The following is a 26,319-nucleotide window of genomic DNA, read 5'->3' on the forward strand; positions in this document are numbered from 1 at the left end:
GATTTAAATATTACAGTAATCCTTATATAAATTTTCTATTCCTCTATGAGATGCTGCTGTATTGCCCGGTTAATCAGTTCTGTGGAGTTCTTGGCTTTAAATTTCTGCAGCAGGTTTTTGCGGTGGGTATCTACCGTAAGAGGGCTTAGAAACAGCTCTTCTGCAATCATCGCACTTGTTTTACCCTGTGCCACCATCTGAAGGATCTCTTTTTCCCGCTTGGTAAGCCTGGGAATAGGAAGGTCGTTCTGAGACGGCTTGCTGATGATGAGCTTGGTCTCGTTACAGAATACAATATTGCCGGAAAGTGCCCCTTTGATACATACCACAAGCTCATCTATGGACGTATTTTTCAGAAGATAGCCACTGGCTCCGTTTTGTATGGCCTGCATGATAATACTTCGTTCCGAGCGGTTACTGAACATAATCACGGAGGTCTTTGGTGAAATCTTTTTGATTTCCCGGCAGAGCTCTGTTCCATTGGCATCCGGTAATGTGATATCCAAAAGGATAATATCTACCTCATGGGAGCGGATAAAGCTGATGATCTCCGATCCCGAAGTAAAACTTTCGGAAATATTAAAAAACGGATGGCTTTTTAGCATCATTTTAAGCCCTTCGATGACAATAGGGTGGTCATCTACAATAACGATATTTATTTTTTCATTCACCATGAGTATTGAGTTCAATGTTAATAGTGGTTCCCTGATGGTCTGAGTTTACTTCCATTTTTCCTTTCAGATAATTCACCCTGTTTTTCAAATTATGGAGGCCCAGACTTTTGGTGGTTTTTTCTATATTTTTGTCGAAGCCTTTCCCGTTGTCTTCAATCGTAATCAGGAAATTTTCCCCCGCCTGGGAACACTGCAGTAAAATACTGCTCGCTTCCGAATGCTTTACGGCATTAGCAAGTAATTCCTGTACAATTCTGTAAATATTAAGCTGAATATTTAAAGGTAGTCTTTTTTCAATATTAATCGCCTGAAAATCAATTTCAAGATCTTTGCGGTGGTAAAACTGACAGAGATCATGTAATGCGGTTTCCAGACCAAAATTAAGCAGTGATTCCGGCATCAGGTTTCTGGCAACATGACGAAGCTCCGTAACGGAATTATCCAGCTGGCCCAGGATTTTATAAAACTCCTGGTTGTTTTCATGACCCAGATGGCTGGAAGACCATGTGGAAAAATTAATTTTCACCCCGGCAAGCATTCCGCCCAAACCATCGTGAAGGTCCCGTGCGATACGCTCCCTTTCTCTTTCCTCACCATCCAGGATCGCCCTGGTCAGTGATAATTCCTCTTTTTGTTTGATATCTTCAATTTTCTGTTTCAGATTGATTTCTTTCTGTTCAGACAGCTTTTTATTGTTCCTGTAAATGATGTACAAAAAAATGAGCAAACTGAGAAATGAAAGTAAAACCAGGCTTAAAAGCCATAGATATGAATTTTTCTGGTTAACCTCCATCTGTTTTTTGGTCTTCTCCGCATTGAGCCACGCAATTTTTTTCTCATCTTCTGCTTTCCTGTACCTGGCTTCAAGAAAGGCAATATTTTTATGAATACCTACCATATTCGTACTATCAATGGAATTGATGAATTCAGAGGCATACCGGTAAGCATTGGCTGTATCCTTTAATGCTGCATAATTTTTGGAAAACTCTTTCAGGATCTGCTGTTTATTTCTTTTAAAAGGGGTGTTTTGTACTTCGGATAAAATTTCGTTGGATTTTTTGTAATCTTTTAAATTCTGATAAATCTCTTGTTTAAAGAGCTTTATCCGCTCAATAATATTGGTGTTTTTATATTTTTCAGCGTTATTGAGGCCTGTATCAAAAGTTTTCAGGGCTTCGGGATAGTTTTTAAGCTTCATATGATAGTATCCCAGGTTACTGAAATACAGGGAGTGGAAGTTAGATTCCGGATAATTTCTGATGATGGAATAAGCCTTATTTAATTCTGTTTTGGCTTCCGGAAGTTTATCTTGTCTCATCAGGCATTCCGCTTTCAGCAAAAGAGCTTCCCCCATCATTCCTTTAGACTGTGGGCCTGGTTTTTTTATCTTGTTTAAAAAAGACTGGGCCAGATCAGAGTATTCAATGGCTTTCAAAAAATCGCTTGAGTTGTAAAATGAAAGGGCCACATTTTTATACAAACCACCAATGAGTTCATTGTCTCCTATGGAAGTCGCTAAAGGAATTGCATTGTTGATAAGAATATTCATGGATTCCGTTTCTTTGTTCTGCATGATTTTGAACAGAGACAGGTTCTGAAACATAATGACCCTGATCCTTTTTGCTTCATTGCTTTTGTATTTTTTCAGAATAGATTCTGTGGCGTTAAAATCCTTTTCAAGAAGAGGGATAAAATCCTGTTTCGTAAAATGAATGAGCGACTGGTAATAGAGCCCTATATCTTTATGGATCTGGCTTCTGGCGGAGCTTTCCATTCCCTGTTTTACATACTTATTATAGTTTTCCAGATCCTGTCTGGTGAAGTAGGTAGCAGCAATCTGGTAAGATTTAATGGCTTTTATAGTGTCCACTGTTTCCCGGTTAGTTGCGGCAACCAGGCTGTCGAAATTATTATTTTTCTTTTCAAGATAATAAAAATAAGCGCCTTGGGCGTATACATACTGCAGGCCGGAAAAGAATAATAGCAAAAATAAATATTTATTGATCATAAGTTTACAATAGAGTTGCCAACATTCCAAAAATAAAAAAACTATAAAACAAAAGTATATGGTTCTAATTATCAGCGGATCACAGATCTGGGATATAATAATGTTAACCTCTGGATTTTGTGCTTCCAATATACAACTTACGTCATTGGTAAAATATACCTAAAAATAAGTAGAAAAAAATACAATTTTTCAAGGATTGCTTCTCATTCCTCCTGCTGATAGTTTTGCAGAAGTCTACGAACAGATGAAAGCAGACAATACTAAACTTAAATATAAATAATGAAAAAAAAGATCTTTTTATTGGGCTTAATGTCCTTTTTTGGAATCGTAAATGCACAAAGAATACAGAAAAATGAAGCTCAGATCAATGTGGCAATAGGAGTGGCGAACGGATGGGGAATTCCTGTTTCTGTAGGAGTTGATTATGGAATTCATAATGATATTACAGTGGGGATTGAAGGGAGCTTTGCATCGGAAAAATTCGCAGGAGATGATATTAAAGGCCGATGGATAGGAGTAGGCGTCAACGGGAACTATCACTTTAATTCCCTGTTGAAAATTCCTAATAAATGGGACTTTTATGCCGGTGCCACTTTAGCATACAATTCATTTTCCTATAAATTCAGGGGATCTGAATACGACTATGGGGCGGGAGACTCTTCAGGAGTAGGATTTGCAGGCCAGGTAGGCGGAAGATATTTCTTCACAGACCATTTAGCGTTTAATGTAGAACTTGGGGGAGGAACTATAGCGTCTGGTGGGAAGGCAGGACTTACATATAAATTTTAAAATACAAATATATATCAAAATGAAAAAAACAAAATTTCACCAGACAATCCGGTTTACATTCGTTTTACTGGTAACAGCAGTCCTTTTAGGATTTACTTCTTCATGCAATGATGATGACGACGACGAAACTCCAGTGAGAACAACACATAAAGTTGTTTTTAAAGCACAGGCTTCTGCTGGAAGCAACCTTGATACCGCTGTTTACGGATACGATACCACACTCACGACAACACAAAATATCGGAACCACATGGACGAGTCCGGAAATTACAGTTCCTGCAAATGCCGTTAATGTGAATATTGCAGTCAATGGTAACGGGCCGGCTTCATCAACGCTAAAGGTACAGATTTTTGTAGACGGACAGCTTAAGAAAGAAGGAACATCCAGCGGGCAGATCCTTTCTGCGAATGCTAATTATACATTTTAAAACTAAAACTAACATCAAATAAACAGACACCGATCATATAATTTTTATATTAATTTTTCATGGACTCTTTAAAATCACAATTTTGTTGAGCTTTTAAAAAGTGTTAATTTCTCTACAAAGGTCGCGAGCTCCTTTTCGCGGCCTTTAATTTTAAATTTTTTACGGAAATCAAAAGGCTGTCCAAAGACAGCCTTTTGATGTGATGATATAATTAATAATTTAAATCTTACTGAACTTTTACAATAAAATAACTCTTTTTACCCTTTTGAAGCAGCAGGAATTTGCCGTCAATCAGGTCAGTTTCATTAGCGGTATAAGTATCGTTTACCTTATTCTTATTTACAGAAATGGAATTTCCCTTGATCTCTCTTTGCGCCTCACTTTTAGACTTCAAAAACCCTGATTTTTCAGAAAGAAGATCAATAATGTTCACTCCCAAAACATCAGCCTTTGGAAGCTCTTTTTGAGGAACGCCATCAAAAACCTCAAGGAAAGTTTCTTCATCAAGGCTTACCAGGTCTTCAGCGGTAGAACGTCCGAAAAGTATTTCAGAAGCCTTCAGCGCTTTTTCGTATTCTTCTCTGCCATGTACCCAAACCGTTACTTCCTCAGCCAGTCTCTTCTGAAGTTTTCTTTCATGCGCGGCAGTTTTATGTTCCTCAATTAAAGCTTCGATTTCTTCTTTTCCTATAAACGTATAGAATTTAATAAATCGTTCAGCATCTTCATCCGTAGCATTCAGCCAGAACTGGTAGAATTTATAAGGGGATGTTTTCTTTTTGTCCAGCCAGTAATTTTCACCGCTTTCAGACTTTCCGAATTTAGACCCGTCAGCTTTCGTGATCAAAGGAACCGTTAATGCAAACGCTTCTCCCTGAGCCTTTCTGCGGATCAGCTCGGTACCCGTAGTGATATTTCCCCACTGGTCTGAACCTCCCATCTGAAGCTTCACATTGTTATTTTGATACAGGTGAAGGAAATCATATCCCTGGATCAGCTGGTACGTGAATTCCGTAAAGCTCATCCCATCTGCTCCGCCATCTCCGGAAAACCTCTTTTTTACGGAATCTTTAGCCATCATATAATTAACGGTGATATTCTTCCCGACATTTTTAGCAAAATCCAGGAAAGAAATATTTTTCATCCAGTCATAGTTATTAACTAATTCGGCTTTGTTAGGACCGTTATCCTCAAAATTCAAAAATCTTGAAAGCTGGTTTTTTAAGCAGTCTACATAATGAAGAAGGGTAGCTTCGTCCAGCAGGTTTCTTTCTGCAGATTTTCCGGACGGGTCACCAATCATTCCTGTAGCACCTCCTACCAGTGCAATAGGCTTATGGCCATGCTGCTGGAAATGGGCCAGGATTTTAATCTGAATAAGACTTCCGATATGCAAAGAATCAGCAGTAGGGTCGAAACCAATATATGCAGTAGTTACCTCTTTATTCAGTTGTTCATCGGTACCTGGCATCATATCGGCAAAAAGACCACGCCATTTAAGTTCTTCTATAAAGGAATTCATCTGTTTTTCTTTAAAATTTTTACCGTGCAAAGATAGTAAATTTGATGGTAAAAATAAATGAAGAGCGGAGATGCTAATCTCAGACAGTTTCATATCTATGCCGGCCATTTCTTTTTCAGATCATCACAATTGATTACAATGCCCGTATTTTGTCTCAATTTTAATTTCAGAAACGGTATCACCTTTAAAGATCAGAACGAGCATTGTTCTTTTGGGAAACAATAGAATATTTTTGATCAGGAGAGTATAGCTCCAGGTATCGGATGGGTAGAAATTAGATTCATGCCCTAAATCTTTTATAATTTCTCTTTTATTTTTGCCGATCAAATGGGCATACCGGCTGTTGTTTTTATTTTTCATCTGTGTGTTTTTGAATCATTGATTCTAAAAAAGTAGGATTTTGGAAGTCATGGATGTTTATCTGATGAAAAAAGAAGTTATTATAATGTCAATATTACAGAGGGATTGTCCTCTGTAATATTTTTGAAATCATTGTGTTTTTAGAATCCTTGGTGTATTTTTTATAAGGGAATATTGTATTTTTTGTTAAACTTTTTTAATCAGATAAACATCCGTGAACTTTAGTCCGTCCTAATTTTTTGTGTTGGCCAAATATATATTGAAAATGAGGCATCTTACAATATTAAAACGTTACTTTTTGTTATTAATCTTTAATTTTAAAATATAAAATTGTTAAAATATAGTTTTTTAGTTTATTGATTATCAGTGTTTTATTTTTTAATTAGCGTTAATTTAAAAACGCATGCAAAAATCTACCAAAATAGTAGATTTTTATATGAATTACTGAACTGCACCAACCCATAAATGGAATATTGGGAGTGAAATAATTAATAACAGCTTGATCTGGCATTTGTTCTTTCACTTAAAAAAATTATATTTGTTAGTAATGAACGACGAACAGCTATTCCAGCTTATTCAAAAAGCTAAAGAAAAAGACCAGAAGGCCCAGACCAGACTCATCAATGTTTTTTGGGTGGATGTTTTCTCTTTTGTCATGAAAAAAGTGAGGGATGAAAATGATGCAGACGAGATTACCGTTAATGTTTTTTCAAAAGTGCTGTCGAAGCTGGATATGTTTGATCCGCATTTTCAGTTTAAAACCTGGATTTTAACCATTGCCCAGAACACCGTGATTGATTTCTGGAGAAAAAAAAGCCGGGAAAATCAGGATCCGACTGAACATCTGGATGAAGTTAAAAACCAGTTTGCAAAATCTCCCGAAGAACTGATGATCTCTGATGAAGAACAGAAAAAAATTATCAAGACCATCGAATCACTGGACGCCAATTACCAGGACATTATCAAATTAAGGTTTTTTGAAGAAAAAAGCATCAAAGAAATTGCAGAAGAGCTGGGAATTTCTGTAGCCAATACCAAAGTAAGGGTCATGCGTGCTAAAAAAGTACTGGCAGAGCTCCTGAAAAATAATGACTTCGATGATAATTAATTATTTTAATCCCTAATCCCTAATCCCTAATCCCTGATTCCTGAATCTCCCAATTTCTCAACGTCTTGATTAATTAAAAAACATTATCTGTTCCATCAATTTTTCCGGTAGATGGTTTCCATTAAAAATTCCTTAACTTTGAACTTCAATTTTAGAGATGGAAAATTTAGTGCAAGATACTACTGTTCAAAAACCAAAGTGGATCCGTGTAAAACTTCCTACAGGAAAGAACTACCGGGAATTGAGAAGCTTGGTCGACAAATATAAATTAAATACCATATGCCAGAGCGGAAGCTGCCCGAATATGGGAGAATGCTGGGGAGAAGGAACGGCAACGTTCATGATCTTAGGAAATATCTGTACCAGAAGCTGTGGATTTTGTGGCGTAAAAACCGGGAAACCGCTTGATGTGAACTGGGATGAGCCGGAAAAAGTGGCCCGCTCCATCAAATTAATGAAGATCAAGCATGCGGTTCTTACTTCTGTAGACCGCGATGATCTGAAAGATATGGGTTCTATCCTTTGGGGTGAAACGGTAAATGCTGTAAGAAGAATATCTCCTGGGACTACTATGGAAACCCTTATCCCGGATTTCCAGGGGCTTACCAAGCATCTTGACAGGCTGGTAGCTGTAGCTCCTGAAGTGATCTCTCACAATATGGAAACCGTAAAACGTTTGACAAGAGAAGTAAGAATTCAGGCTAAATATGAACGAAGCCTGGAAGTACTGAGATACTTAAAGGAAGCTGGACAGAGAAGAACGAAAACAGGTGTAATGCTTGGTTTGGGCGAAACCAGGGATGAGGTTTTCCAGACCATTGAAGATATCAGAAACGCCAACGTAGACGTAATCACGCTTGGCCAGTACCTTCAGCCAACCAAAAAACATCTGCCGGTAAAAAAATTCATTACGCCGGAAGAGTTTGATGAGTTCGGGGATTTTGCAAGAAGCTTAGGTTTCAGACATGTGGAAAGCTCACCATTAGTAAGAAGCTCTTACCACGCTGAAAAGCATATACACTAAAAAAACAAGGCCGCTCGGAAGAGCGGTTTTTTTTTAATTAAAAGATTAAAAGATTAAAAGATTAAAAGATTAAAAGATTAAAAGATTAAATGATTAAATGATTAAATGATTAAATGATTAAAAGAATTATCTAAAATTCAATAGGGGTGGGCTTTAGCCCGCCTTAAGAAAATAAATCCATCATCCCTCTTTAGCCAAAACCTGAATTTTTACGGAAAACATCTGTGCAAATCCGTATAATCCATAGTTTTTAAAATATTTCTTTGTCTAATCCACTACTTTAATATTCTTCAAATGCTTTCTCCTGAACTCAGATGGCGTTTCACCCGTATGCTGCTTGAAAAGCTTATTAAAATAGGACAAACTCTCAAAACCCACCTGGAAACAAACCTCAGTTACGGAATAGTCCTTCAGAAGAAATATTTTCGCCTGATTGATCCGGTAATTATTTACAAATTCAGTGAACGTCATATTCGTCTGCTTTTTAAAATAACGACAGAAAGCAGGAGTACTCAGGCTCACCATCTTGGCAATTTCATTGACGTTAGGCTTTTTATCATAATGCTCATGGATATAATCGTAGATGGTTCCCATCCTGATTTTGTCGTTCAGAAACCACTTGATCCGGGTGTCTTCCTTGTTCAGTTCTTTTACTTCATCTGAAGCAGCAAGGGTTTCGAGAATTTCTATAAGTCCGATCAAAGAATCAAAAGAATTTTTATCCATGATCTCATGCATTTTTCGGACTACCCGGTTTTTGGTTTCTCCTGAAAATGAAAGCCCTAAATATGATCTTTCGAGAAGTTTTCTGATATTTTCAAATTCCGGTACGGGAAGTATAATATCCTGAAGAAAATTTTCCCTCATCTGCAGAACCATCTGCCTGCATTCCGTCTGGATGCCGTAGTCGAAATTCAGATGTGGGACATTGGAGCCGATCAGAAGAAGATCACTTTCTGTAAAGCCTGAAATATCCCTTCCTACGTGACGGATACCGTTAACGGCTTCCACATAAACCAGCTCTATTTCGGGGTGATGATGCCAGAAAAAACAGTTCTTTAAAGACGGTGAAAATAGCTTGAAAGATTTTCCCTTTTCAAATTCTATGATTTCTTTCTGGATTTTCATTTTGTTCTGATTTGATGATTTCTGATTTTAAAATTAAATAAAAAGGTTAATAGGGAGCAAATTTTTATCATTTAAAGAGAAGTAAAACCCGATATTTCTTACCATTTTTGCACTTTCAAAATAAAGATGGGCAACCCTCTGTATATTTTGAACCATTAAATATTAATTCGAAAATGTTTTACTGATCATGAAGATTGATAAAAGAATAATACCGCTGGCCATAGGCGGTTTAGGAATCGGAACTACGGAATTTACCGTAATGGGACTGCTTCCGGATATTGCAAATACTTTAAAAATCACCATTCCTGAAGCCGGACACCTGATCTCCGCTTACGCAATGGGAGTCGTTATCGGAGCTCCGATCCTGATAGGATATTCTGTAAAATTCCCCCCTAAAAAAGTGCTGATGGTCTTAATGATCCTTTTCACGTTGTTTAACGGTCTTTCTGCTGTGGCTCCGGATTATACGAGTATGATGATCATCAGATTTATGTCCGGGCTTCCCCATGGAGCATTTTTCGGGGTGGGAACAGTTGTGGCATCAAGGATGGCAGGAAAAGGGAAGGAGGCCCTGTATATATCCCTAATGTTCACGGGACTTACCGTGGCCAATCTGCTTATGGTTCCGCTGGTAACCTATATCGGTCATGTATATCACTGGAGGCTTTATTTTGCTATTGTAGCTGTAATCGGACTTTTCGCCATATTATTCCTGAAACTCTGGCTTCCTGCGATAGAATCCAATCAGGGTACACACTTCCTTGAAGAGCTGAAATTTCTTAAAAATAAACAGTCGTGGCTGGTATTGGGAATTACCGCGATAGGATTTGGCGGGCTTTTTACATGGTTTAGTTATATTACTCCTTTAATGACCATCGTAGCCGGGATTCAAAGCAATCAGATGGCTTACGTAATGATCCTTGCCGGTGCCGGAATGGTGGTCGGAAACCTTGCAGGAGGATTTATTTCCGACAGGCTTGGACCAGAAAAAACCTGTGTATTACTGATCTTTCTAATGATGATCTCTCTGGCAGGCGTGTTTTTCCTGGCCGAATATAAAAATACGGCACTTGTTCTTACGTTTATTTGCGGTGCGTTATCCATGTCGGTAGCAGCACCTATCAATATCATGATGATGAAAGCGGCTCCTAAAAGTGAAATGATGGCGGCGGCTTTTATGCAGGCAGCCTTCAATATTGCCAATGCAATGGGCGCTTTTCTGGGGGGAATTCCGTTGGAATATGGTCTTTCATTCAAATATCCGTCACTGGTAGGAGTGGGAATGACCTTTATTGGTCTGGCCATCAGCTTAAGATACAGATATTTGTACGGTAAAGAGACTCCGGAAGACAAGGAGGCAGCTGTAGAATGTGTGCCTTGTGATAAATAATTAAGAGGGCAAAAAGGCAAAAGGGCGAATTTGCTAATTTGCCTATTCGCCTTTTTGCACTTTTGCCTTTTAGACTTCTACCTCATTACCGTTCTTACACCAGTAAAGAGCATTGTATAAATTTTCTTTGGGAAAGGATTTAAATTCTCCCGGCATCAGAACACTGAAAATATCAGTGAAGTTCTGTACGCTTTCCTTGTCTGTAACAATGGCTGTCCTGTTCCATTTTGTCAGGTTTTTTAATCCTAAAAACACATCTTCAAGCCATGCCCCCATGGTAAAATTATCCAGATCGGTATCTAAATATAAGAGGTAATTCAGCTCGCCAAACTGTTCTACTTTCTCCTTTACATGTGGAATTACAAGGTTCTCAAAATCTTCTTTAGTCACTTCTCCCGTTGCATTGAATGCCGCAACATTCTCAGGAGCTTCCGGAATAATCGTTATCATATCAGTTAATTTTATGTGGTTGGATTTTAAAGCTGGGTACAATAATTGCACCATAAAATGATAATAAATAGTTAAAAAACACATATGTGGTACATTTTTTAATATAATATTCAAATATGGATTTAAAATCGAACGAACCCTTCTGGCTTTTAAAAAACGGACTGACATCTTCATATCCGTCCCTCAAATCAAATGAATCCTGCGATATCCTCATTATAGGAGGAGGCATTACCGGTAGCCTTATTGCCCATCAGATGGTCAGTGACGGTTATAAAACCATCCTGATCGATAAACGGGAGATCTGTAACGGAAGCACTTCTGCAACCACGTCTATGCTACAGTATGAAATAGATGTTCCTCTGTTTGAACTTATAGAAAAGATCGGTGAAAAGGGAGCTGTTGAAAGTTACAAAGCCTGTTCAGATGCCATAGATATTCTCGAAAAGCTTTCAAAACAAATCCGTTCAGAGGCTGGTTTTAAAAGGAAAAAATCCCTGTATTTCGCGGCAAAAAAGAAAGATGCAAACTGGCTGAAGAAAGAATGGGAAACCAGAAAAAATGCCGGATTTGACGTTAAATGGCTGGAAGCAGACCAGATCCTGGATCAGTTTGGCTTTGAGAATACGTATGGTGGTATCCTCTCGAAGCAGGGAGCGAGTATCGATGCATTTAAATTTGCCCACGAATTATTGGAACATAATCTAAAAAAAGGACTGGGTGTATTCGATAAAACTGAAATGAAGAAAGTAGAATATCACAAGGGTTTTAACCTGGTAACCGTAGACAGTGGTTTTCAGATTAAAGCTAAAAAAATAATCTACTGTATTGGTTATGAAAGTAAAAATCTCATTAAAGAAGATTTTGTGGATTTAAAAAGCACCTATGCCATTGTTTCAGAAATTGATGATGATAAATTCAAAAACATAGCGAACACTTTGGTCTGGAATACCAGTGACCCTTACCTCTACATGCGGACAACAGATGACAGAAGGCTTTTGATTGGCGGAGGAGATGAGGATTTTTATGATGCTGAAAAACGCGATGCCCTGTTAAGCAAAAAGGAGCGGGAAATCCTGAGAAACCTGAAGAAAATAAAACCGGATTATCATTTCTATACCGACTTTGTCTGGGCCGGGACATTTGGGGAAACCAAGGACGGGCTTCCATACATCGGGGAACATAAAAAATTTAAGAACTCCTATTTTGTCCTTGGTTTTGGAGGTAATGGGATTACATTTTCGGTGACGGGAATGGATATGGCTTCAAAATTTATAAAAAATAAAAAGCACCCGCTGTCAGAGTATTTCAGATTCGGGAGATAGCTTAGGATGTAGTATAAGACTAAGACTAAGATTAAAGTTGAGGTTGAGGTTGAGATTGAAAACTGCTGGTGGCTGAGGAACTCGAAGCCACCAGCAGTTAGGTAGGAAATTAAGAAAAAACTGATACAGGAAAAATGGTGGCTTCGAGTTCCTCAGCCACCATTTTTTATCATTTAGAAGTATATCCGTTTCTGGCCGCCTGGTCGATGATGGACCTTTGAATGGCTTTTCCAAGATCATCAGAATCTGCGCCGCCCCGTTTTTTCATTTCAGCATCAATATATTCCTGGCGTTTTTTGGAGAGTTCTTCAATTTCTTTCTGGATCTTTCCCCGTTCTGCGGATTTTACAGCGACTGCTTTTTTAATCTCCTCCTTACTTTTGCCTTTCAGTTCTGCAGGCAGGGCATCATCTTTAACTGTAGCGATAAATCCTGCATCTTTTTCTGCCTTGTCTACCAGATCCCAGTGGTCGTTTTGATAGGCATTCTTCCTGGACTTGGCTACGGTTCTTTCCACGTAGTTAGATACGGATTGTACTTCAGCATTTTTGTCCTGAGCAACCTGTTTAAGCTTGTATTCGGAGCCGTGGCTTCCGTAATAGATGTAAGTGTCATTCAGTCTGGCGTTGCATTCGGAAATCCTGATGTCGTAAGGCGTTTTAATGTAGATCACCTTCTTGTCGCTGTCTATATTGAAGTACTTACCGCCTCCCACTGTCGCTCCGTTTTGCCAGAAAGTCTGGGTTCCTTCTTCCCGGCTTCCGCAGAAAATAGTGTTGGTATAGATGTTTTTATTTTTGGCCTTTGAAATCACTTCTTTATAATCTATTTTTCCCTGATCGAACGATTCATTTCCGGCAATATAGATCAGTTTCATGCTTTTCTCGTTTCCGTCCCAGTTCAGGTTCATCGAGGCATCACGGATCACTGCTCCGCAATATTCATTTCCGCCGTTGGTCCTTAATGCGAATAATTTTTCAGAAACCAGGTCTAGATCCTGGGTCAGAGGGGTCACCTGGCGGATATAATTTTCGTCCCGGATACCGTCGTTTCCATATTCATAAAGGGCAATTTCCACCTGTGGGGCCTGTCCGTTGTATTTCAGAGTGGTCAGGGTGTTGACGATGCTCCATAGTCTGGATTTCGCCTGATCAATCAGCCCGTCCATACTGTTGGAAGTGTCCAGCAGCAGGGCTACCTGGATTTTATTGTCTTTTCCAATTGTTACTGTTGGGTTCACCGAGGCATTTTGTACCTGTGTTTCCCGGTCTGATCTGTTGCTGTTTGAACATCGGATGTCTGATAAATTGCCGGAGCTTAAAAATGCTGCACCGGCGGCTATTGTTAAAATTTTTAGAGTGGTCATTATACTATTTTTATATGGGTTATCTGCTGTAATATTGAATCTGCATTTCTTTAGGATATTTCACTTCGTACGAGAAACTCACCTTATCCGAGGCTCCGCTGCTGATCGTTCTGTTCCAGAGAATGCTTCCTGTTTTTTCATCAAAGTTTCCGTTTCCAGTTTCCAGAGCTTTCACCTGGATTTTAGAATTCTGGCTGATTGGCAGCTGGTCCAGGATTTCCAGTTCAATGCTTTCTTTTGTATTGTTGCGGATGCTGATCTGGTAGGATTCTGTTTCCCATTTATTGCTGTTCAGGCTTTTTTGTGAAGTTTTATCTTCCAGTTTGAATCTTTTTACGGTTATTCTTTCATCCACTCCCAGAGAGATCGGGAATTCATCTTTTACATACTGGCTGGTGATATCTGTTTTTCCGATATAATTATCTTCAAAATAAATATTGGCTTCCCCGGAGATCAGGTTCAGATTCTGCCAGTTTTTAATGAAAGCCATCAGGAATACCTGGTTGTTCAGTTTCGGAACCGTATGGTATTTGTAGGTGGCATCAATCTGTTTTTTATCAAGAATAACGTATTGCTCTTTTTCCTGACTTACAATGGTTTGGTTATAATTCAGTTCATAGATCACATTCATCTGGCTGTCCGAAACATTGGCCACAGGAATCTGGCTCGGTGCTACAGCGGCCACTTCATCTCTCATCTGGTAAGAATTAACTTCCCTTGATGCAGCTTTCAGTCGGTAACTTGCCGTTTCAGCCTGGGCATTATGAGCGGAATACTCAGCTACATAAAGCGGTGATAAAACCGGTCTGTTCTGGTTGTAAGAAGGCCTGTAGGTAGATACAAACAGTTTTACATTTTTCCAGTCCTGTCCGGTTTTCTGGTAAATTTTTCCTTTATAAACCATGTCAAGTGGTTTCTTCACAGATTCTGCGCGGAGATCGTAGGAAGGAACCCAGCCAGCATCGGAAACAATATAGCTTATGCCTAAATTCAGGTTCGTTTCCTGGTCTGCCAGAATTTCCAGAAGAAGCTCTTTTCTGTTGGTGTTTTTATTGGTCTGCTCTTCGGCGGATTGCTTATTGATTTTAGCAATGCTTTCATCCAGAGCAGACTTCTGCTCATTCAAAAGAAAAACCTGGTTATCAATTTCCAGCATTCTTTTTCTGTAAAATTCGGTCAGTTTAATCAGCTGTTCCTGCGGAATAGATTTATCATTGGTGGAAACTTTTAAATTATCATTAATAATATTCTGTTCACCGGTGAGGTTCTTGATCTGGATATTCAGTAAATTGGCCTGTCGCTGTAATTTTTTTCTTTCATCATCCAGCTTCTTTTCTCCTTCTGATAATTCATCATTTTTCAGGAAATTATTTTGCGGGGTAATGGCAAGAAGGGTGGTATTTTTTTCAAGGTTGATTTTATATGTGTTTTCATCCAGATTGTTGGGAAGGTTGATGATTCTGACCATATTCTTTCCTTTCTGAAGATTGACGTTGGTGCTTCCGAAAACCTTGGCGCCCTGCAGGTATACGGTGGCCTGCTTCACATCAATTTCTTTTTTTATTTCCTGTGCTTTTAAAAACGTGGCAGAAAATAGGGTGAGTAGTATTAAATAGCGTTTCATAGTATATTATTTTAAATTCCTGTAGTAAAATTATCAGTATTTAAGGCCGAAAACCGGAAGACTTGGTGAAACCGGGCTTTCACTTGGTAAGCTGAAAAACCGTTTGGAAAAAGAAAAACAGCCCTTTCGGACTGTCTCTTAAATCTGTTAATTCTAAAGGATTTCGTATCTTGTTTTGATGCTGTATTTCAGCTTGATATTCTCAATATTGTCAAAGGAGAATTCTACCGGAGCATCCGCCGCTTCCAGCTGCACATTTCCAAGACTTCTTTTATAGGCTGCAGGCATCACCATATCACTGGTGTAGTCTTCAATTTCTACGATCTCAAGAGGAGCTCCTGTTTTTTTACCCATACTTTCCAGCAGATAGTCTGCCTTTTCTTTGGCGGCTTTCAAAGCATTGATCTTAACGGTCTTTCTGAAGTCTGTAATTCTGGTGTTTTTTACTTCGGCTATGCTCAGGTTGCTTACCCATTTCTGGTTCAGGTCTTCAAATATTTTACTGATGTTGGCTTTCGTACTGGCTTTAAACTGGTAGTTCTTCATAAACTTTCCGCTTTTTGCATATACATTCTGGTACATCGACTTGAACTTGATATCCTCGTTCTTTACCCCGTCATTTTTCAGGGTTTCCATCAGTTTCTTTTCATTGTCTGCCAGATCGTTCTTATTTTCTGCTTTGATGCCGATGCTGAAGATGATTTCATCCGGTTCCACTTCCATTTCTGCAATCCCTGTAACTTCAATGGCATTTTTCTTTACTTCCTGTGCATTTGCAAAACTTCCCAGTGTAAAGATCCCGATTAATAAAAAATGTCTCAATTTCATAATTTCTTGTTTTAAATTCTGAAGTAAAATTACGGCGATACCGAATCGAAAACCGGGAAACTTGGTAAGTAAGGGCTTTCACTGGGTGGAGGATAAAAAAAAGACAATCCGGTAGGGGACTGTCATTAAAAATTCAAATGGTTGGGCTGGAAATAATCAGTCTGTTAACTGTTTGATAAAGGTATTCAGGTTTTCATTTTTATCAAGACCCAACTTGGTTTTGATTTTTGTTTTGTATACCCTCGCGCTGCCTTCTGCAATATTCTCCAGCATCGAAATTTCTTTGGAAGAAAGATTAAGCTTGAAATACACGCACATTTTTAATTCCTGCCGGGTGAGAGCCGGGAACTTTCGGGCAAGGCTTTCCGTGAACTTTTTGTTCTCCTCGGAGCTGTCGTCCATAAAATCATAATTCTTTTTATTGATCTGAAGCAGGTTATTGATTTTAAACTGAAGGTCCTTGATCACCTCCTCGGCATCAATGTTTTTAGATTTTTTCAGGTTCTTCAGATTTTCCAGAAAGGCTTTTTCAGTTTCTGTCTTAAGATGGAGGTTAAGGTGCAGGTTCTGTACCTTTTCCTCGTAAAGCTTAATATCGGATTCTAATATTTTTCTGTTTTTTTCGAAAATAATTTTCTGATTCTGCGCAATTATTTTTTCTCTCCTGCTTTTATTCCTGGCACTCAGGATAATCTGTATGAAAATAATCACCAGCAAAATACTTACTGTAACCACGATCCATATATTCCTTTTATAAGCAGATATCTCATCATTGTATTTGTAATCAATGCTTTTGACCATATAGCCGGTAAGCATATCTGAATTTTTGTTGAAATTTTCTTTATTCTTCTGTTCCGTTACAACGTGTAGTGAGTCTAGTTTTTTTGAGAAATATTTAAGGTTTTTAAGATCATTGAGATTGGCGTAATAGTTTTTAATAATCTCAGTGGATTTATAAATGTCTGAAACGTTTTTCAGTTTCGGTTCTATACCTGAAAGATATGAAATAATCCTGCTTTTTTTTTCCGTTTCACCCGTTTCCGAATATAGATTGTAAAGCCGCTCAGCCGTAGTTATTGACATAGAATATTCCCCGTTTTTTTTACAGAATTCCAGTTCTTCCAATAACAGGGTTTCAGCTTCCGGATAGTTTTTAATTTTATACAAATACAAGCCTAATGACCCTTTTACATAGTGAAGAAACATTTGTTCCTGATGAGTAGGTTGAGGCTTTGCACCAAGGATATCAATGGCTTTCCTTGCCTCTGAAATGGCTTTGGGCATATTATTCATCTGATCATAGCACATACCAAAATTGTTGTGCATAGATGCAATATAAAGAAGATCACTTTTTTTATATGTTTCCAGAGCTTTTTGAAAATAATAAATAGCTTTAGCATAATCTTTCCTTGTATAATACCATTTTCCTTTTGCATGGTAAATATGTGGAAGGAAGTATCTCTTTCCCGTTTTTTCATCAATTCTGATCGCTTCATTAAGGAAGCTGAGGGATTGATTCGGAGAAGTATATTCTGTTTGAAGGGCCAGGTAGAAATTGGAGGCAATGGTTATATACTCGTATCGGCCGTCATTGATTTTTAACAGTTCGTAAGCCCGGGGGAAGTGTTTGTCGTTTATTCCATCCATCTTGTAATAATCTGCAAAAAACTGGACATATACGCTGCTGATGAGATAGAGGTCATCATTACTTTTCTTATACTTCGCAAGCTCTCTTCTGTAGATGTCATTAATTTTTTTCGGCTCCAGGTAAAAAGCAGAAACTTCCTTATCGAGCTGTTGAAGATAGGCGTTTCCGTCTTCCCTTCGGGAGTTGCAGGAGTAGACTAAAAGAAAAAAGAACACGAACTGATAGATTTTCATAAACCGATTTTTTACTTTCTGATTATATATATACACACTACATACAAGATAAGTCTACCTTTTTGATTTTCAATTTATTTTAAATGCAGAACCATTTTCAGTTAACATTATTTAAGAACTAATATACTGATAATCATTTTTTTTTAACAAATAATCATTAACAAATTTAACATAATAATCTGATATAAATAAAATCATTGAAATACATGTATTCGTTGAAATATATCCATCAGACGTTTAATAGGATTGTAAACGTTTGTTATTTTGTATTTTGCTGATTATCAGAATTGTGTAATTATAATTGTTAACATTTTTTCTTCATTTATCCTTTATTGTATAACACAAATTAACAGGTGAAAATTGCAGACCTGAACAGACATGCTATAATTTTGGCAAAAATAAAAAGCGGTAAAACCAACAGTAAAGTGACAGCCTGTTGAGTTAATGAATTGTCCCGGAAAAATAACAATACACAAAAATAAAATTAGCTATGAAAGTAAAATTATTCTGTTTAATGCTATGGCCTGCCGTTTTTTTCGGACAGGTAGGTATTAATAAAGACAATCCTCAGGGAACCTTTGACATTACCGCTAAAAATGCCACCGGAACTTCTACGGATGTAGACGGAATCCTGATTCCCAGAGTAGACCGGCAACGCGCCCAGAGCATGACCGGCGTTCAGACCTCCACCATGGTATATGTGAACAGCATTGCTACGGGAACACAAACGGGAACAGCTGCTCATATTGATGCAGTCGGCTATTATTATTTTAACGGCACTGTTTGGGTAAAGCTGGAAAGTCCGGCGCCTGATGCATTTATTCCCAAAATGGTTGCGGCGGGAAGAACTACTGCCACTATGAATATTACAGGCGGAACAGGATTCAATTCGCTGAACTTTGCGTCTGTGGGGGCTAATGACGGTAACTGGAATACGGCCAATAATACATATACGGTTGCAACTGAGGGATATTATCAGTTTTCTTTTACAGCATCCGTTAGGCCCAGTAAGGCGGCGAACCACGCAGGCTTTCTTATATCAGTTACTGGTTTAGCGGTTTATGAGATTGCAACCCTGCATAATGCTGATCCTAATTTCTTTGTAAACAGAGGCGGATCAATTATTTTGTACCTGGCCGCTAACTCTGCTGTGAGGTTTGGTTTAAATGGATGTAACGGATGTAATACTCCGGCTGAGACCTACCAGGTTGCACCCGGGTCTACATTTGCGATCACTGCGCTGGGGAATTAAGGATGTGAGGAGGAGCACAGAAATAAAAAAAACGAGATTTTTTTTTACTTTTTCATTGACCAGCAGGTGACGGTTTTTTGAACGTTTTGCGAAAAATCAGATTACCTGCTGTATCTGAAACAGCAGAAATTTCTTTCCGCGGTCAGAGTAAAAGTATTAAAATACGGAAAACATGGTGAGCAGCCGGCATGGAATAATTATTCTGTAGGGTCTGTAAAAATATCAGTTGATTAATGAATTGTATGAAATTCATACAGCATTATTCTGACACAGTTATAAGGTTAAATTCATAAAAAAATATAAAATACACTAAGAAAAATAAATATACTACAAACACACTAAGCAATGAAAGTAAAATTATTCGGATTAATGCTTCTCCCTGCTGTTTATTTCGGGCAGGTAGGCATAAACACGGCAAATCCTCAGGGAACTTTTGACATTACTGCCAAAAACGCCACAGGAACCTCCACAAACACAGACGGGATCCTTATCCCGAGGATAGACCGACAGAGAGCCCAGAGCATGACCGGGGTGCAGACCTCCACCATGGTATATGTGAACAGCACTGCCACAGGAACACAGACGGGAACCGCCGTTAATATTGATGCCACGGGCTATTATTTTTATAACGGTACTGTATGGGTGAAGCTGGAAAACCCCAATAATGCAGCCGCAGGGAACAACATCTACAATGGCAACGGAACGCTTACCAATAACCGTACGGTAACTCAGGGAGCCAATACCCTGGCCTTCACCGGAACAGCAACTAATGCTTTTTCCGTAGACGGTACCACATTTTCCGTGGATGCATCGAATAACAGGGTGGGAATTGGAACATCAAGTCCAAATTTCCCGCTGGATATCAGAGGAGCAGGATATGGCTTCCAGCAGAGCAATGGAACTGTTGATATAAGAACCTGGATAGGAACCGGCTCCGGAAGTGCTGTCCCTTCCGCTTATATAGGAACGAGTAGCGGCCATCCTTTGGATCTGATGACCGGCGATAGCTCCAGGTTAAGGGTAGCCACAAACGGTAATGTGGGCATCGGGACCATGAACCCGGAAACCAGGCTGGATATCACCGCTGCTGCCGGGAGCAATACCTTTGGATTTCAGCATACGGACGGCACTATCAAACTGAGAAGCTATGTAGGAAGCGGTTCAAGCAACGGAGGAACCCGTGCTGCATGGTTTGGAACTGTCAGCAAGGATAATCTTGATTTTATGACAGAAGATACTTTCAGAATGAGATTAGATACGAGCGGTAATTTTGGCGTGGGTACCTATACCCCACAGAGAAAAGTTCATGTAAACGGAGGTCTTCAGGTAACCGGTGAGCTGAATGTAGGCGGTAGCGGCGCTACGGCCGGAAGCGCCGGTACCGCAGGGCAGGTGCTTGTTTCAAAAGGCGCGGACGCTGCTCCGGCCTGGGAAAATTATCTGGTAGGAAACACTACCAATGTAGGACTATACATGCAGGCCACCGGAGGCTCTGATATTGTATGGAACAATAATACCGGATGGACTACAAATGTTCCGTCAGCTATTGCGCTGAACGAGAGTTCAGATCCTAATGGGGTGTATGATCCTGCTACAGGTATTATCACCATAAAAGAAAACGGGATCTACATGTTCAGTACTGTTGTAAGTCTTTATGTTTCGGGGACGAATACCTTTGACGGGAGATATGGAATTTTAAAATCTTTTATGTCTGTAGCTCCCGCCGGCAGCACTACATATACCAACTATCTGGCTGAAGATAACGCGGTTGTTTTAAAAGGAATTTCTAATGCTACCATCCCTACAAGCGTAAATATGACCATTCCTTTACATACGGGCGATAAGGTGAGGCTTAATTTCTACACCACAACTACAAATGACATGTCTAATGATCCAAATACCATTAAAATTAATAAAAGTAATTCTGTAATCAGGATGTATAAGCTGTAGAGCAATTAATCTCCGGGGCGTTATAATGGAATATGCAAAGTTCTAATTCCAGATAACCGAAACGGATTGTTTATTCTGCCATTATAAAAACATAAAAACGGCTGCGGAAAATAATCCTTTTAGCAGTAGTGCTTTTAGTTTTTTGCAGGGAGCAGGCAGGTTTCAGTTAAGATCATTTTGTACAAAACGGAAGCCTGCTTCTTTCTGAAAAGGAATTATATCTTGCGGATCAGAATAAAAAGACCTTTTTAAAATGCCGGAATAAGCAGCAGATTGTGATAATGAAAATATTAACAGATTATTGCTTTTATGGCACTGATTTATAAATGGTTGCATTATGTATAGTTAACTTTTTTTCTCCATTTTTCCCTGTTCAGATAACATTCTATTAACAGGAAAATATGAAAGAGATTAATAAAAGACCCTAGTTTTGACAAAAATTTTACAGGACGGAACGGAAAGGAATGATCCGGATACCTACCAGAGCCCTCAACATTAAAATATACTATTAAACTTAGCCAATTAGATAAATTGAATTTTAACCTAAATAAAATACATAAGGAAATGAAAATTAAAGTATTCGCTTTGATGCTGCTGCCTGCAGTATACTTCGGTCAGGTAGGAATCAATAACACAACCCCTCAGGGAACCCTTGACATTACCGCAAGAAATGCAACAGGAACCTCTACCGACAGGGACGGGATCCTTATCCCAAGGATAGACCGGCAGAGAGCCCAAAACATGACCGGGGTGCAGACCTCCACTATGGTGTATGTGAACAGCATTGCCACCGGAACACAGACGGGAGCCGCCGTTAATATCGATGCCACGGGCTATTATTTTTATAACGGTACCGTATGGGTGAAGCTCGAGAACCCTACTAATGCGGCGGCGGCAGAAAACATTTATAATGCCAACGGAACGCTTACCAATAACCGTACGGTAACCCAGGGAGCCAATACCCTGGCCTTCACCGGAACAGCAGCGAATGCTTTTTCCGTAGACGGAACCACATTTTCCGTGGATGCATCGAATAACAGGGTGGGAATTGGAACATCAGGTCCACTTACCCCGCTGGATATCAGAGGAGAAGGATATGGCTTCCAGCAGAGCAATGGAACTGTTGATATAAGAACCTGGATAGGAACCGGCTCCGGAAGTACTGTCCCTTCCGGTTATATAGGAACGAGAACCGAGCATCCTTTGGATCTGATGACCTTCGATAGCTCCAGGTTAAGGGTAGCCGCAAACGGTAATGTGGGCATCGGTACCATGAACCCGGAAACCCGATTACATGTGAGAACCGCAAATAACAATTACGGCTTTCTGCATACAGATGGAACTATCAGGATAATGAGCTATGTAGGATCCGGGAGCTCAAATGGGAATGTCCAGGCAGGCTGGATCGGTACAGAATCTGATACTCCGCTAGAGATTATGGTCAGGGATACTCCACATATACACATTAATAATTCAGCTGGCGGTTTCAGGGTAGGTATAGGTACCACCAATCCTACTCAACACTTGCACGTGATCGGAAACATTCTGGCTTCCGGGACCATCACCCCGTCAGATATCAGGATCAAAAAAGAGATCCGGGATAACACCTATGGGCTGAATGAGGTCCTAAAGCTGCGCACCATTACCTATAAATATAAGGATGAAGCATTGAGCAGGGACAAAAAAGTAGGGTTTGTGGCACAGGAAATCCAGAAGGCAATGCCGGAGCTGGTAACCACAGCCAATGACGAAATGAAAACTTTAGGGGTGAACTATGCGGAAATGACCGTGGTTCTTACAAAAGCAGTTCAGCAGCAGCAGGAGAAAATCAGCAGGATGGAAGAAGAGCTGAAAGCACTGAAGGCACTGATAGAAAAAAAATAGATTAATTCCATTTCCATATTTTTTTCGATTCTATTAACATGAATGATGTAAAGCTTATCTTCGGATAAGCTTTATTTTTTAGAAGCAACTGGGTGAAACAGCACTTTCACTTGGTAAAGAATAGAAGAGGATCCGTAAAGATTTGCTTACTTTGCAGTATAGATCTGAAATCCGTGAAAACAGTTTTTAAAATATTTTTCATCTTCATTATGGCTGCAGGAAATTCCTGTCCGGCACAGGATTCCACACGGGTTACGCAGGCCTATAAATCTTCGGTAAGGCTGAAAAGAGCCGTAGACAATAATGATGACAAAGGCGTTGCAGACAGCTATATGGGTATTGCCAACGATTATTACAACCAGGGGAATTATGCTAAAAGCGAAGAGTTTCTGATAAAAGCCAGAACGATCTACAAAAACCTTAACGACAAAAAAAACCTGGAATCCGTTACCCGGAAAATTGCCCAGTCCCAGGAAAAGCAGAATAAAATAACCCCTGCCATCAGCAATTACAGCATGGCCGCCGAGATGAGCTACAACGAAAAGAACAGAGCCGTGAATGCCAATGATGCCGCCAGGCTCTCTTCTCCCAATGTTGAGCAAAAGGCAGAAGCCATCCAGGAAAATATCAAACTCAATCTTAAAGCAAAAGATAAAGGCGATCTGGCCGCAAACTACAGTCAGCTGGCCGATGTGAACATCCAGCAGAACAATATTCCCAAAGCGGAGGAAAACCTGAACAACGCCTATGTGCTTTCTAAAAAGGAGGCACCGCAGCAGGCTCTGGAAATCAATCAGAAGCTGACGAATTTCTATGTAGAAAACCGGAATTTTGAAAAAGCCATAGAAGCCAAGAAGAAAGTATTGAAAGAAGATTTCGTTAAGGAAAATTCCCAGGAAAAAGTGAATCAGATTCAGGAGCTTGCGGATATTTATATTAAGAAAAATGATCCTGAAGAAGCGGTAGCCTTATTAAAAAACGCTTATGGAATTGCCCTGGAAAAAGGACATACACTGGAAGCCCGGAAAAGTGTAAAACGGCTGGACAGCCTTTATAATATAACGGGAAATACCGGTGCTTCAGTAGCATTGTACAGGGATTTCCTCGGAAAACTTCCGGATCTTGTCTCCAAAGACAGAAGCCTTGTAGATAACAAAATACTGGAAGATACCGAACAGCGGATCTCACAGCTGGAAAAGGAAAAAGAACTGAAGGATGCGCTGATCCGGAAGAAAAATGTATTTAATTACAGCCTGATCGGAGCTTTGGTTCTGCTGACAGGTTTGATCATCTTTATTTTCAGAACCCTGAAAAAAGTTCAGATCAAAAATAAAAAAATTGCCCTGCAGTCGCTGAGGCGTGAAATGAACCCTCATTTTATCTTCAACAGCCTGAACAGTGTGAACCATTTTATTGCAACCAATAACGAGCTGGAAGCCAACCAGTATCTGACCAAATTCTCAAAGCTGATGCGAGGTGTGATGCAAAATTCTGCCGAAGATTTTATCCCTTTCCAGCAGGAGCTGGATCTTCTCCAGAATTACCTTGCCCTCGAAAAAACACGTTTTGCAGATAAATTTGACTATGAAATTAACGTAGACGAAAGCCTGAATACGCAAAGCCTGAAAATTCCTGGGATGCTGATTCAGCCGTTCCTTGAAAATGCCGTGTGGCACGGACTCCGTTACAGAAGTGATAAAGGATTTTTAAAACTTGATTTTGAAAAAGAGGATCATCACCTGAAAATCACCATTGAAGATAATGGAATTGGTATTGAAGAAAGCAAAAAGCAGAAAACCCAGCATCAGAAAACGAGGGAAGGCCGTGGAATGAAAAATACCATGGAAAGAATCAAGCTGCTGAATGACCTATACCACCAGGATATCCGGTGTAAGGTGACTGATAAAAACGGTGAGCAGGGAGTTCTGGTGGAGATCAGTTATAAAATTTAATATGAAGTGGCTGGAAGCTGGAAGCGAGAGGCTGGAAGTTGCTATATGAGTTAATACTAAATACCAGCCATAGAATTTATAAAGCAGTTTAAAAAAATTAATACAATTCCTTTAAAGTTCTTTTTCAGACTTCAATAACTTCCCTCTTCAATCTTCATGCTTCCGGACCATTACAGGTCATTTTCATTATTCTGTAACCAATTTAAAATAAATGTTGTCTTATAGGTAAAACTAAAAAGATGACTACCGAAAACAAAACGGCCAGACAGGCAGGATTCCTTTACCTTATTGTTGTATTGACTGGGCTTTTCAGCTTAATGTATGTACCCTCGAAGCTTATCGTGCGGGAAGATCCGGCCCTTACTTTTCAACAGATTTTCCAATCCTCACAACTTTTCAGGTTAAGTATTGCCGGAAGCATGATCTGCTATATTGCCTTTACACTGCTTCCCCTTGTTCTTTACAGATTGTTGAAAGACGTCAATGGAGCTTACGCAAAGCTCATGGTGATCCTGGCATTGATCAGTATTCCCATTTCGTTTCTCAACTTACAGAATAAATTTTCTGTGCTCACGATCGTTGAAGGAGCCGGATATTTAAAAGCCTTCAATGCAGAGCAGTTGCAGGCACAGGTGATGTTTCTTTTGAATAGCTACAACAAAGGAATTTTAATTGTTCAGATCTTTTGGGGGCTTTGGCTTTTGCCATTTGGATACCTGGTCTGTAAATCCGGTTTTTTACCCAGAATTTTAGGAGTTTTTTTAATGCTGGGATGTGTAGGCTATGTCCTCAATGTACTGGGAAGGACCATTATTCCTGATTTTTCAGACTACGCCATATCCGGCTATATAACGCTTCCTGCTTCAATCGGTGAAATAGGAATGTGTCTATGGCTGCTGATTGGCGGTGTTAAAAACAGAAAACAGACCAATTAACCAAACAAAAAATACTTCATCATGAATACTTCTGCAAAATTTGAAGATGCGAAAGTGAATATCAGAATGATACTTTCAAGTCTCTGGGCTGCTGTCACATTGTGCTATCTCTACGGCGATTATTTTGAATTATATGTTCCTCAGAAAGCAAAAGGCCTCGTAGAAGGAACCAATCTGCTGGATACCCCTGTGAAATTGTTCATCGCGGCGTTTGCACTCTCGCTTCCGGCTGTGATGGTTTTTCTATCTCTTATTGTAAAACCGCAGGTCAACAGAATTCTTAATATTAGTTTAGGAATATTTTTTACAGCGGTCATGCTGCTTATCGCGGTGACTTCCCTCACGGCATGGCGTGCCTTTTATGTTTTCCTGGCCCTGGTGGAAAGCTTCATCACGATACTCATCGTGGTCTATGCCTGGAAGTGGAAACGGGTCTGAAGGGTGA

Annotated in this window: 22 protein-coding genes; 12 read left to right on the forward strand and 10 right to left on the reverse strand. The window is 39.4% G+C overall.

Annotation, left to right across the window (positions count from 1 at the left end; all coding sequences use genetic code 11):
* Positions 1-35 precede the first annotated feature (35 nt).
* Positions 36-674 (reverse strand): response regulator, encoded by a 639-nt coding sequence (locus tag B7E04_RS09310; RefSeq protein WP_080778394.1) that lies wholly within the window; start codon positions 672-674, stop codon positions 36-38.
* A complete protein-coding gene (locus B7E04_RS09315; RefSeq protein ID WP_080778395.1) occupies positions 664-2,682 on the reverse strand; it encodes a tetratricopeptide repeat-containing sensor histidine kinase in 2,019 nt (672 codons plus the stop codon). The genes B7E04_RS09310 and B7E04_RS09315 overlap by 11 nt, the downstream gene beginning before the upstream one ends.
* A 279-nt stretch (positions 2,683-2,961) precedes the next feature.
* Here B7E04_RS09315 and B7E04_RS09320 point away from each other — a divergent pair, with 279 nt between their 5' ends.
* Together B7E04_RS09320 and B7E04_RS09325 are read left to right on the forward strand one after the other, a co-directional pair.
* Entirely contained in the window at positions 2,962-3,471 is a 510-nt protein-coding gene (locus B7E04_RS09320; protein WP_139785373.1) for an outer membrane protein, read from the forward strand.
* Positions 3,472-3,490: 19 nt separating this feature from the next.
* A complete protein-coding gene (locus B7E04_RS09325; RefSeq protein ID WP_080778397.1) occupies positions 3,491-3,898 on the forward strand; it encodes a hypothetical protein in 408 nt (135 codons plus the stop codon).
* A gap of 226 nt (positions 3,899-4,124) precedes the next feature.
* Here the strand turns inward: B7E04_RS09325 and tyrS are convergent, their stop codons facing one another.
* Complete coding sequence (gene tyrS, locus B7E04_RS09330; protein ID WP_080780634.1) at positions 4,125-5,420, reverse strand: tyrosine--tRNA ligase; 1,296 nt, start codon at positions 5,418-5,420, stop codon at positions 4,125-4,127.
* A gap of 123 nt (positions 5,421-5,543) precedes the next feature.
* Positions 5,544-5,780, reverse strand: a complete 237-nt coding sequence (locus tag B7E04_RS09335) for a hypothetical protein (protein ID WP_080778398.1) — start codon at positions 5,778-5,780, stop codon at positions 5,544-5,546.
* Between the two features lie 547 nt (positions 5,781-6,327).
* Between B7E04_RS09335 and B7E04_RS09340 the strand changes: the two genes are divergently transcribed.
* The gene (locus B7E04_RS09340) at positions 6,328-6,888 is read left to right on the forward strand and encodes an RNA polymerase sigma factor (protein ID WP_080778399.1); all 561 of its coding nucleotides are present in this window, start codon (positions 6,328-6,330) and stop codon (positions 6,886-6,888) included.
* 157 nt (positions 6,889-7,045) lie between these two features.
* The gene (lipA, locus tag B7E04_RS09345; protein ID WP_080778400.1) at positions 7,046-7,912 is read left to right on the forward strand and encodes a lipoyl synthase; all 867 of its coding nucleotides are present in this window, start codon (positions 7,046-7,048) and stop codon (positions 7,910-7,912) included.
* Positions 7,913-8,179: 267 nt separating this feature from the next.
* Here lipA and B7E04_RS09350 read toward each other — a convergent pair whose 3' ends face one another.
* Positions 8,180-9,040: an AraC family transcriptional regulator gene (locus B7E04_RS09350; protein WP_080778401.1), complete on the reverse strand. Its 861-nt coding sequence runs from the start codon at positions 9,038-9,040 to the stop codon at positions 8,180-8,182.
* Between the two features lie 187 nt (positions 9,041-9,227).
* Between B7E04_RS09350 and B7E04_RS09355 the strand changes: the two genes are divergently transcribed.
* On the forward strand, positions 9,228-10,430 hold the full coding sequence (locus B7E04_RS09355; protein ID WP_080778402.1) for an MFS transporter: 1,203 nt from the start codon (positions 9,228-9,230) through the stop codon (positions 10,428-10,430).
* Between the two features lie 69 nt (positions 10,431-10,499).
* On the opposite strand, the gene B7E04_RS09360 is transcribed toward B7E04_RS09355, so the two are convergent.
* Positions 10,500-10,880 carry a SpoIIAA family protein gene (locus tag B7E04_RS09360; protein ID WP_080778403.1) on the reverse strand — a complete coding sequence of 127 codons (381 nt, stop codon included), beginning with the start codon at positions 10,878-10,880 and terminating at the stop codon, positions 10,500-10,502.
* Positions 10,881-10,996: 116 nt separating this feature from the next.
* Between B7E04_RS09360 and B7E04_RS09365 the strand changes: the two genes are divergently transcribed.
* The gene (locus tag B7E04_RS09365) at positions 10,997-12,202 is read left to right on the forward strand and encodes an NAD(P)/FAD-dependent oxidoreductase (protein WP_080778404.1); all 1,206 of its coding nucleotides are present in this window, start codon (positions 10,997-10,999) and stop codon (positions 12,200-12,202) included.
* A gap of 169 nt (positions 12,203-12,371) precedes the next feature.
* On the opposite strand, the gene B7E04_RS09370 is transcribed toward B7E04_RS09365, so the two are convergent.
* From B7E04_RS09370 to B7E04_RS09385, 4 genes are all read right to left on the reverse strand, one after another.
* On the reverse strand, positions 12,372-13,568 hold the full coding sequence (locus B7E04_RS09370; RefSeq protein WP_080778405.1) for a vWA domain-containing protein: 1,197 nt from the start codon (positions 13,566-13,568) through the stop codon (positions 12,372-12,374).
* A gap of 19 nt (positions 13,569-13,587) precedes the next feature.
* Positions 13,588-15,192, reverse strand: coding sequence for a DUF4139 domain-containing protein (locus tag B7E04_RS09375; RefSeq protein ID WP_080778406.1), 1,605 nt, complete (start codon positions 15,190-15,192; stop codon positions 13,588-13,590).
* A 153-nt stretch (positions 15,193-15,345) separates the two neighbouring features.
* Positions 15,346-16,020: an SIMPL domain-containing protein gene (locus tag B7E04_RS09380; protein ID WP_080778407.1), complete on the reverse strand. Its 675-nt coding sequence runs from the start codon at positions 16,018-16,020 to the stop codon at positions 15,346-15,348.
* A gap of 156 nt (positions 16,021-16,176) precedes the next feature.
* Entirely contained in the window at positions 16,177-17,901 is a 1,725-nt protein-coding gene (locus tag B7E04_RS09385; protein ID WP_139785374.1) for a transcriptional regulator, read from the reverse strand.
* A 490-nt stretch (positions 17,902-18,391) separates the two neighbouring features.
* Between B7E04_RS09385 and B7E04_RS09390 the strand changes: the two genes are divergently transcribed.
* The 6 genes from B7E04_RS09390 to B7E04_RS09415 all read left to right on the forward strand — a co-directional run bounded on the left by B7E04_RS09390 (position 18,392) and on the right by B7E04_RS09415 (position 26,312).
* Positions 18,392-19,153 carry a hypothetical protein gene (locus B7E04_RS09390; RefSeq protein WP_139785375.1) on the forward strand — a complete coding sequence of 254 codons (762 nt, stop codon included), beginning with the start codon at positions 18,392-18,394 and terminating at the stop codon, positions 19,151-19,153.
* Between the two features lie 345 nt (positions 19,154-19,498).
* The gene (locus tag B7E04_RS09395) at positions 19,499-21,103 is read left to right on the forward strand and encodes a hypothetical protein (RefSeq protein ID WP_139785376.1); all 1,605 of its coding nucleotides are present in this window, start codon (positions 19,499-19,501) and stop codon (positions 21,101-21,103) included.
* Between the two features lie 564 nt (positions 21,104-21,667).
* Positions 21,668-22,987: a tail fiber domain-containing protein gene (locus tag B7E04_RS09400; RefSeq protein ID WP_080778411.1), complete on the forward strand. Its 1,320-nt coding sequence runs from the start codon at positions 21,668-21,670 to the stop codon at positions 22,985-22,987.
* A gap of 173 nt (positions 22,988-23,160) precedes the next feature.
* Complete coding sequence (locus B7E04_RS09405; RefSeq protein ID WP_139785377.1) at positions 23,161-24,939, forward strand: tetratricopeptide repeat-containing sensor histidine kinase; 1,779 nt, start codon at positions 23,161-23,163, stop codon at positions 24,937-24,939.
* Positions 24,940-25,178: 239 nt separating this feature from the next.
* Positions 25,179-25,874, forward strand: a complete 696-nt coding sequence (locus B7E04_RS09410) for a DUF4386 domain-containing protein (RefSeq protein ID WP_080778412.1) — start codon at positions 25,179-25,181, stop codon at positions 25,872-25,874.
* A gap of 21 nt (positions 25,875-25,895) precedes the next feature.
* A complete protein-coding gene (locus B7E04_RS09415) occupies positions 25,896-26,312 on the forward strand; it encodes a DUF6326 family protein (protein WP_080778413.1) in 417 nt (138 codons plus the stop codon).
* Positions 26,313-26,319 lie beyond the last annotated feature (7 nt).

The organism is Chryseobacterium phocaeense, from assembly GCF_900169075.1.
GTDB lineage: Bacteria > Bacteroidota > Bacteroidia > Flavobacteriales > Weeksellaceae > Chryseobacterium > Chryseobacterium phocaeense.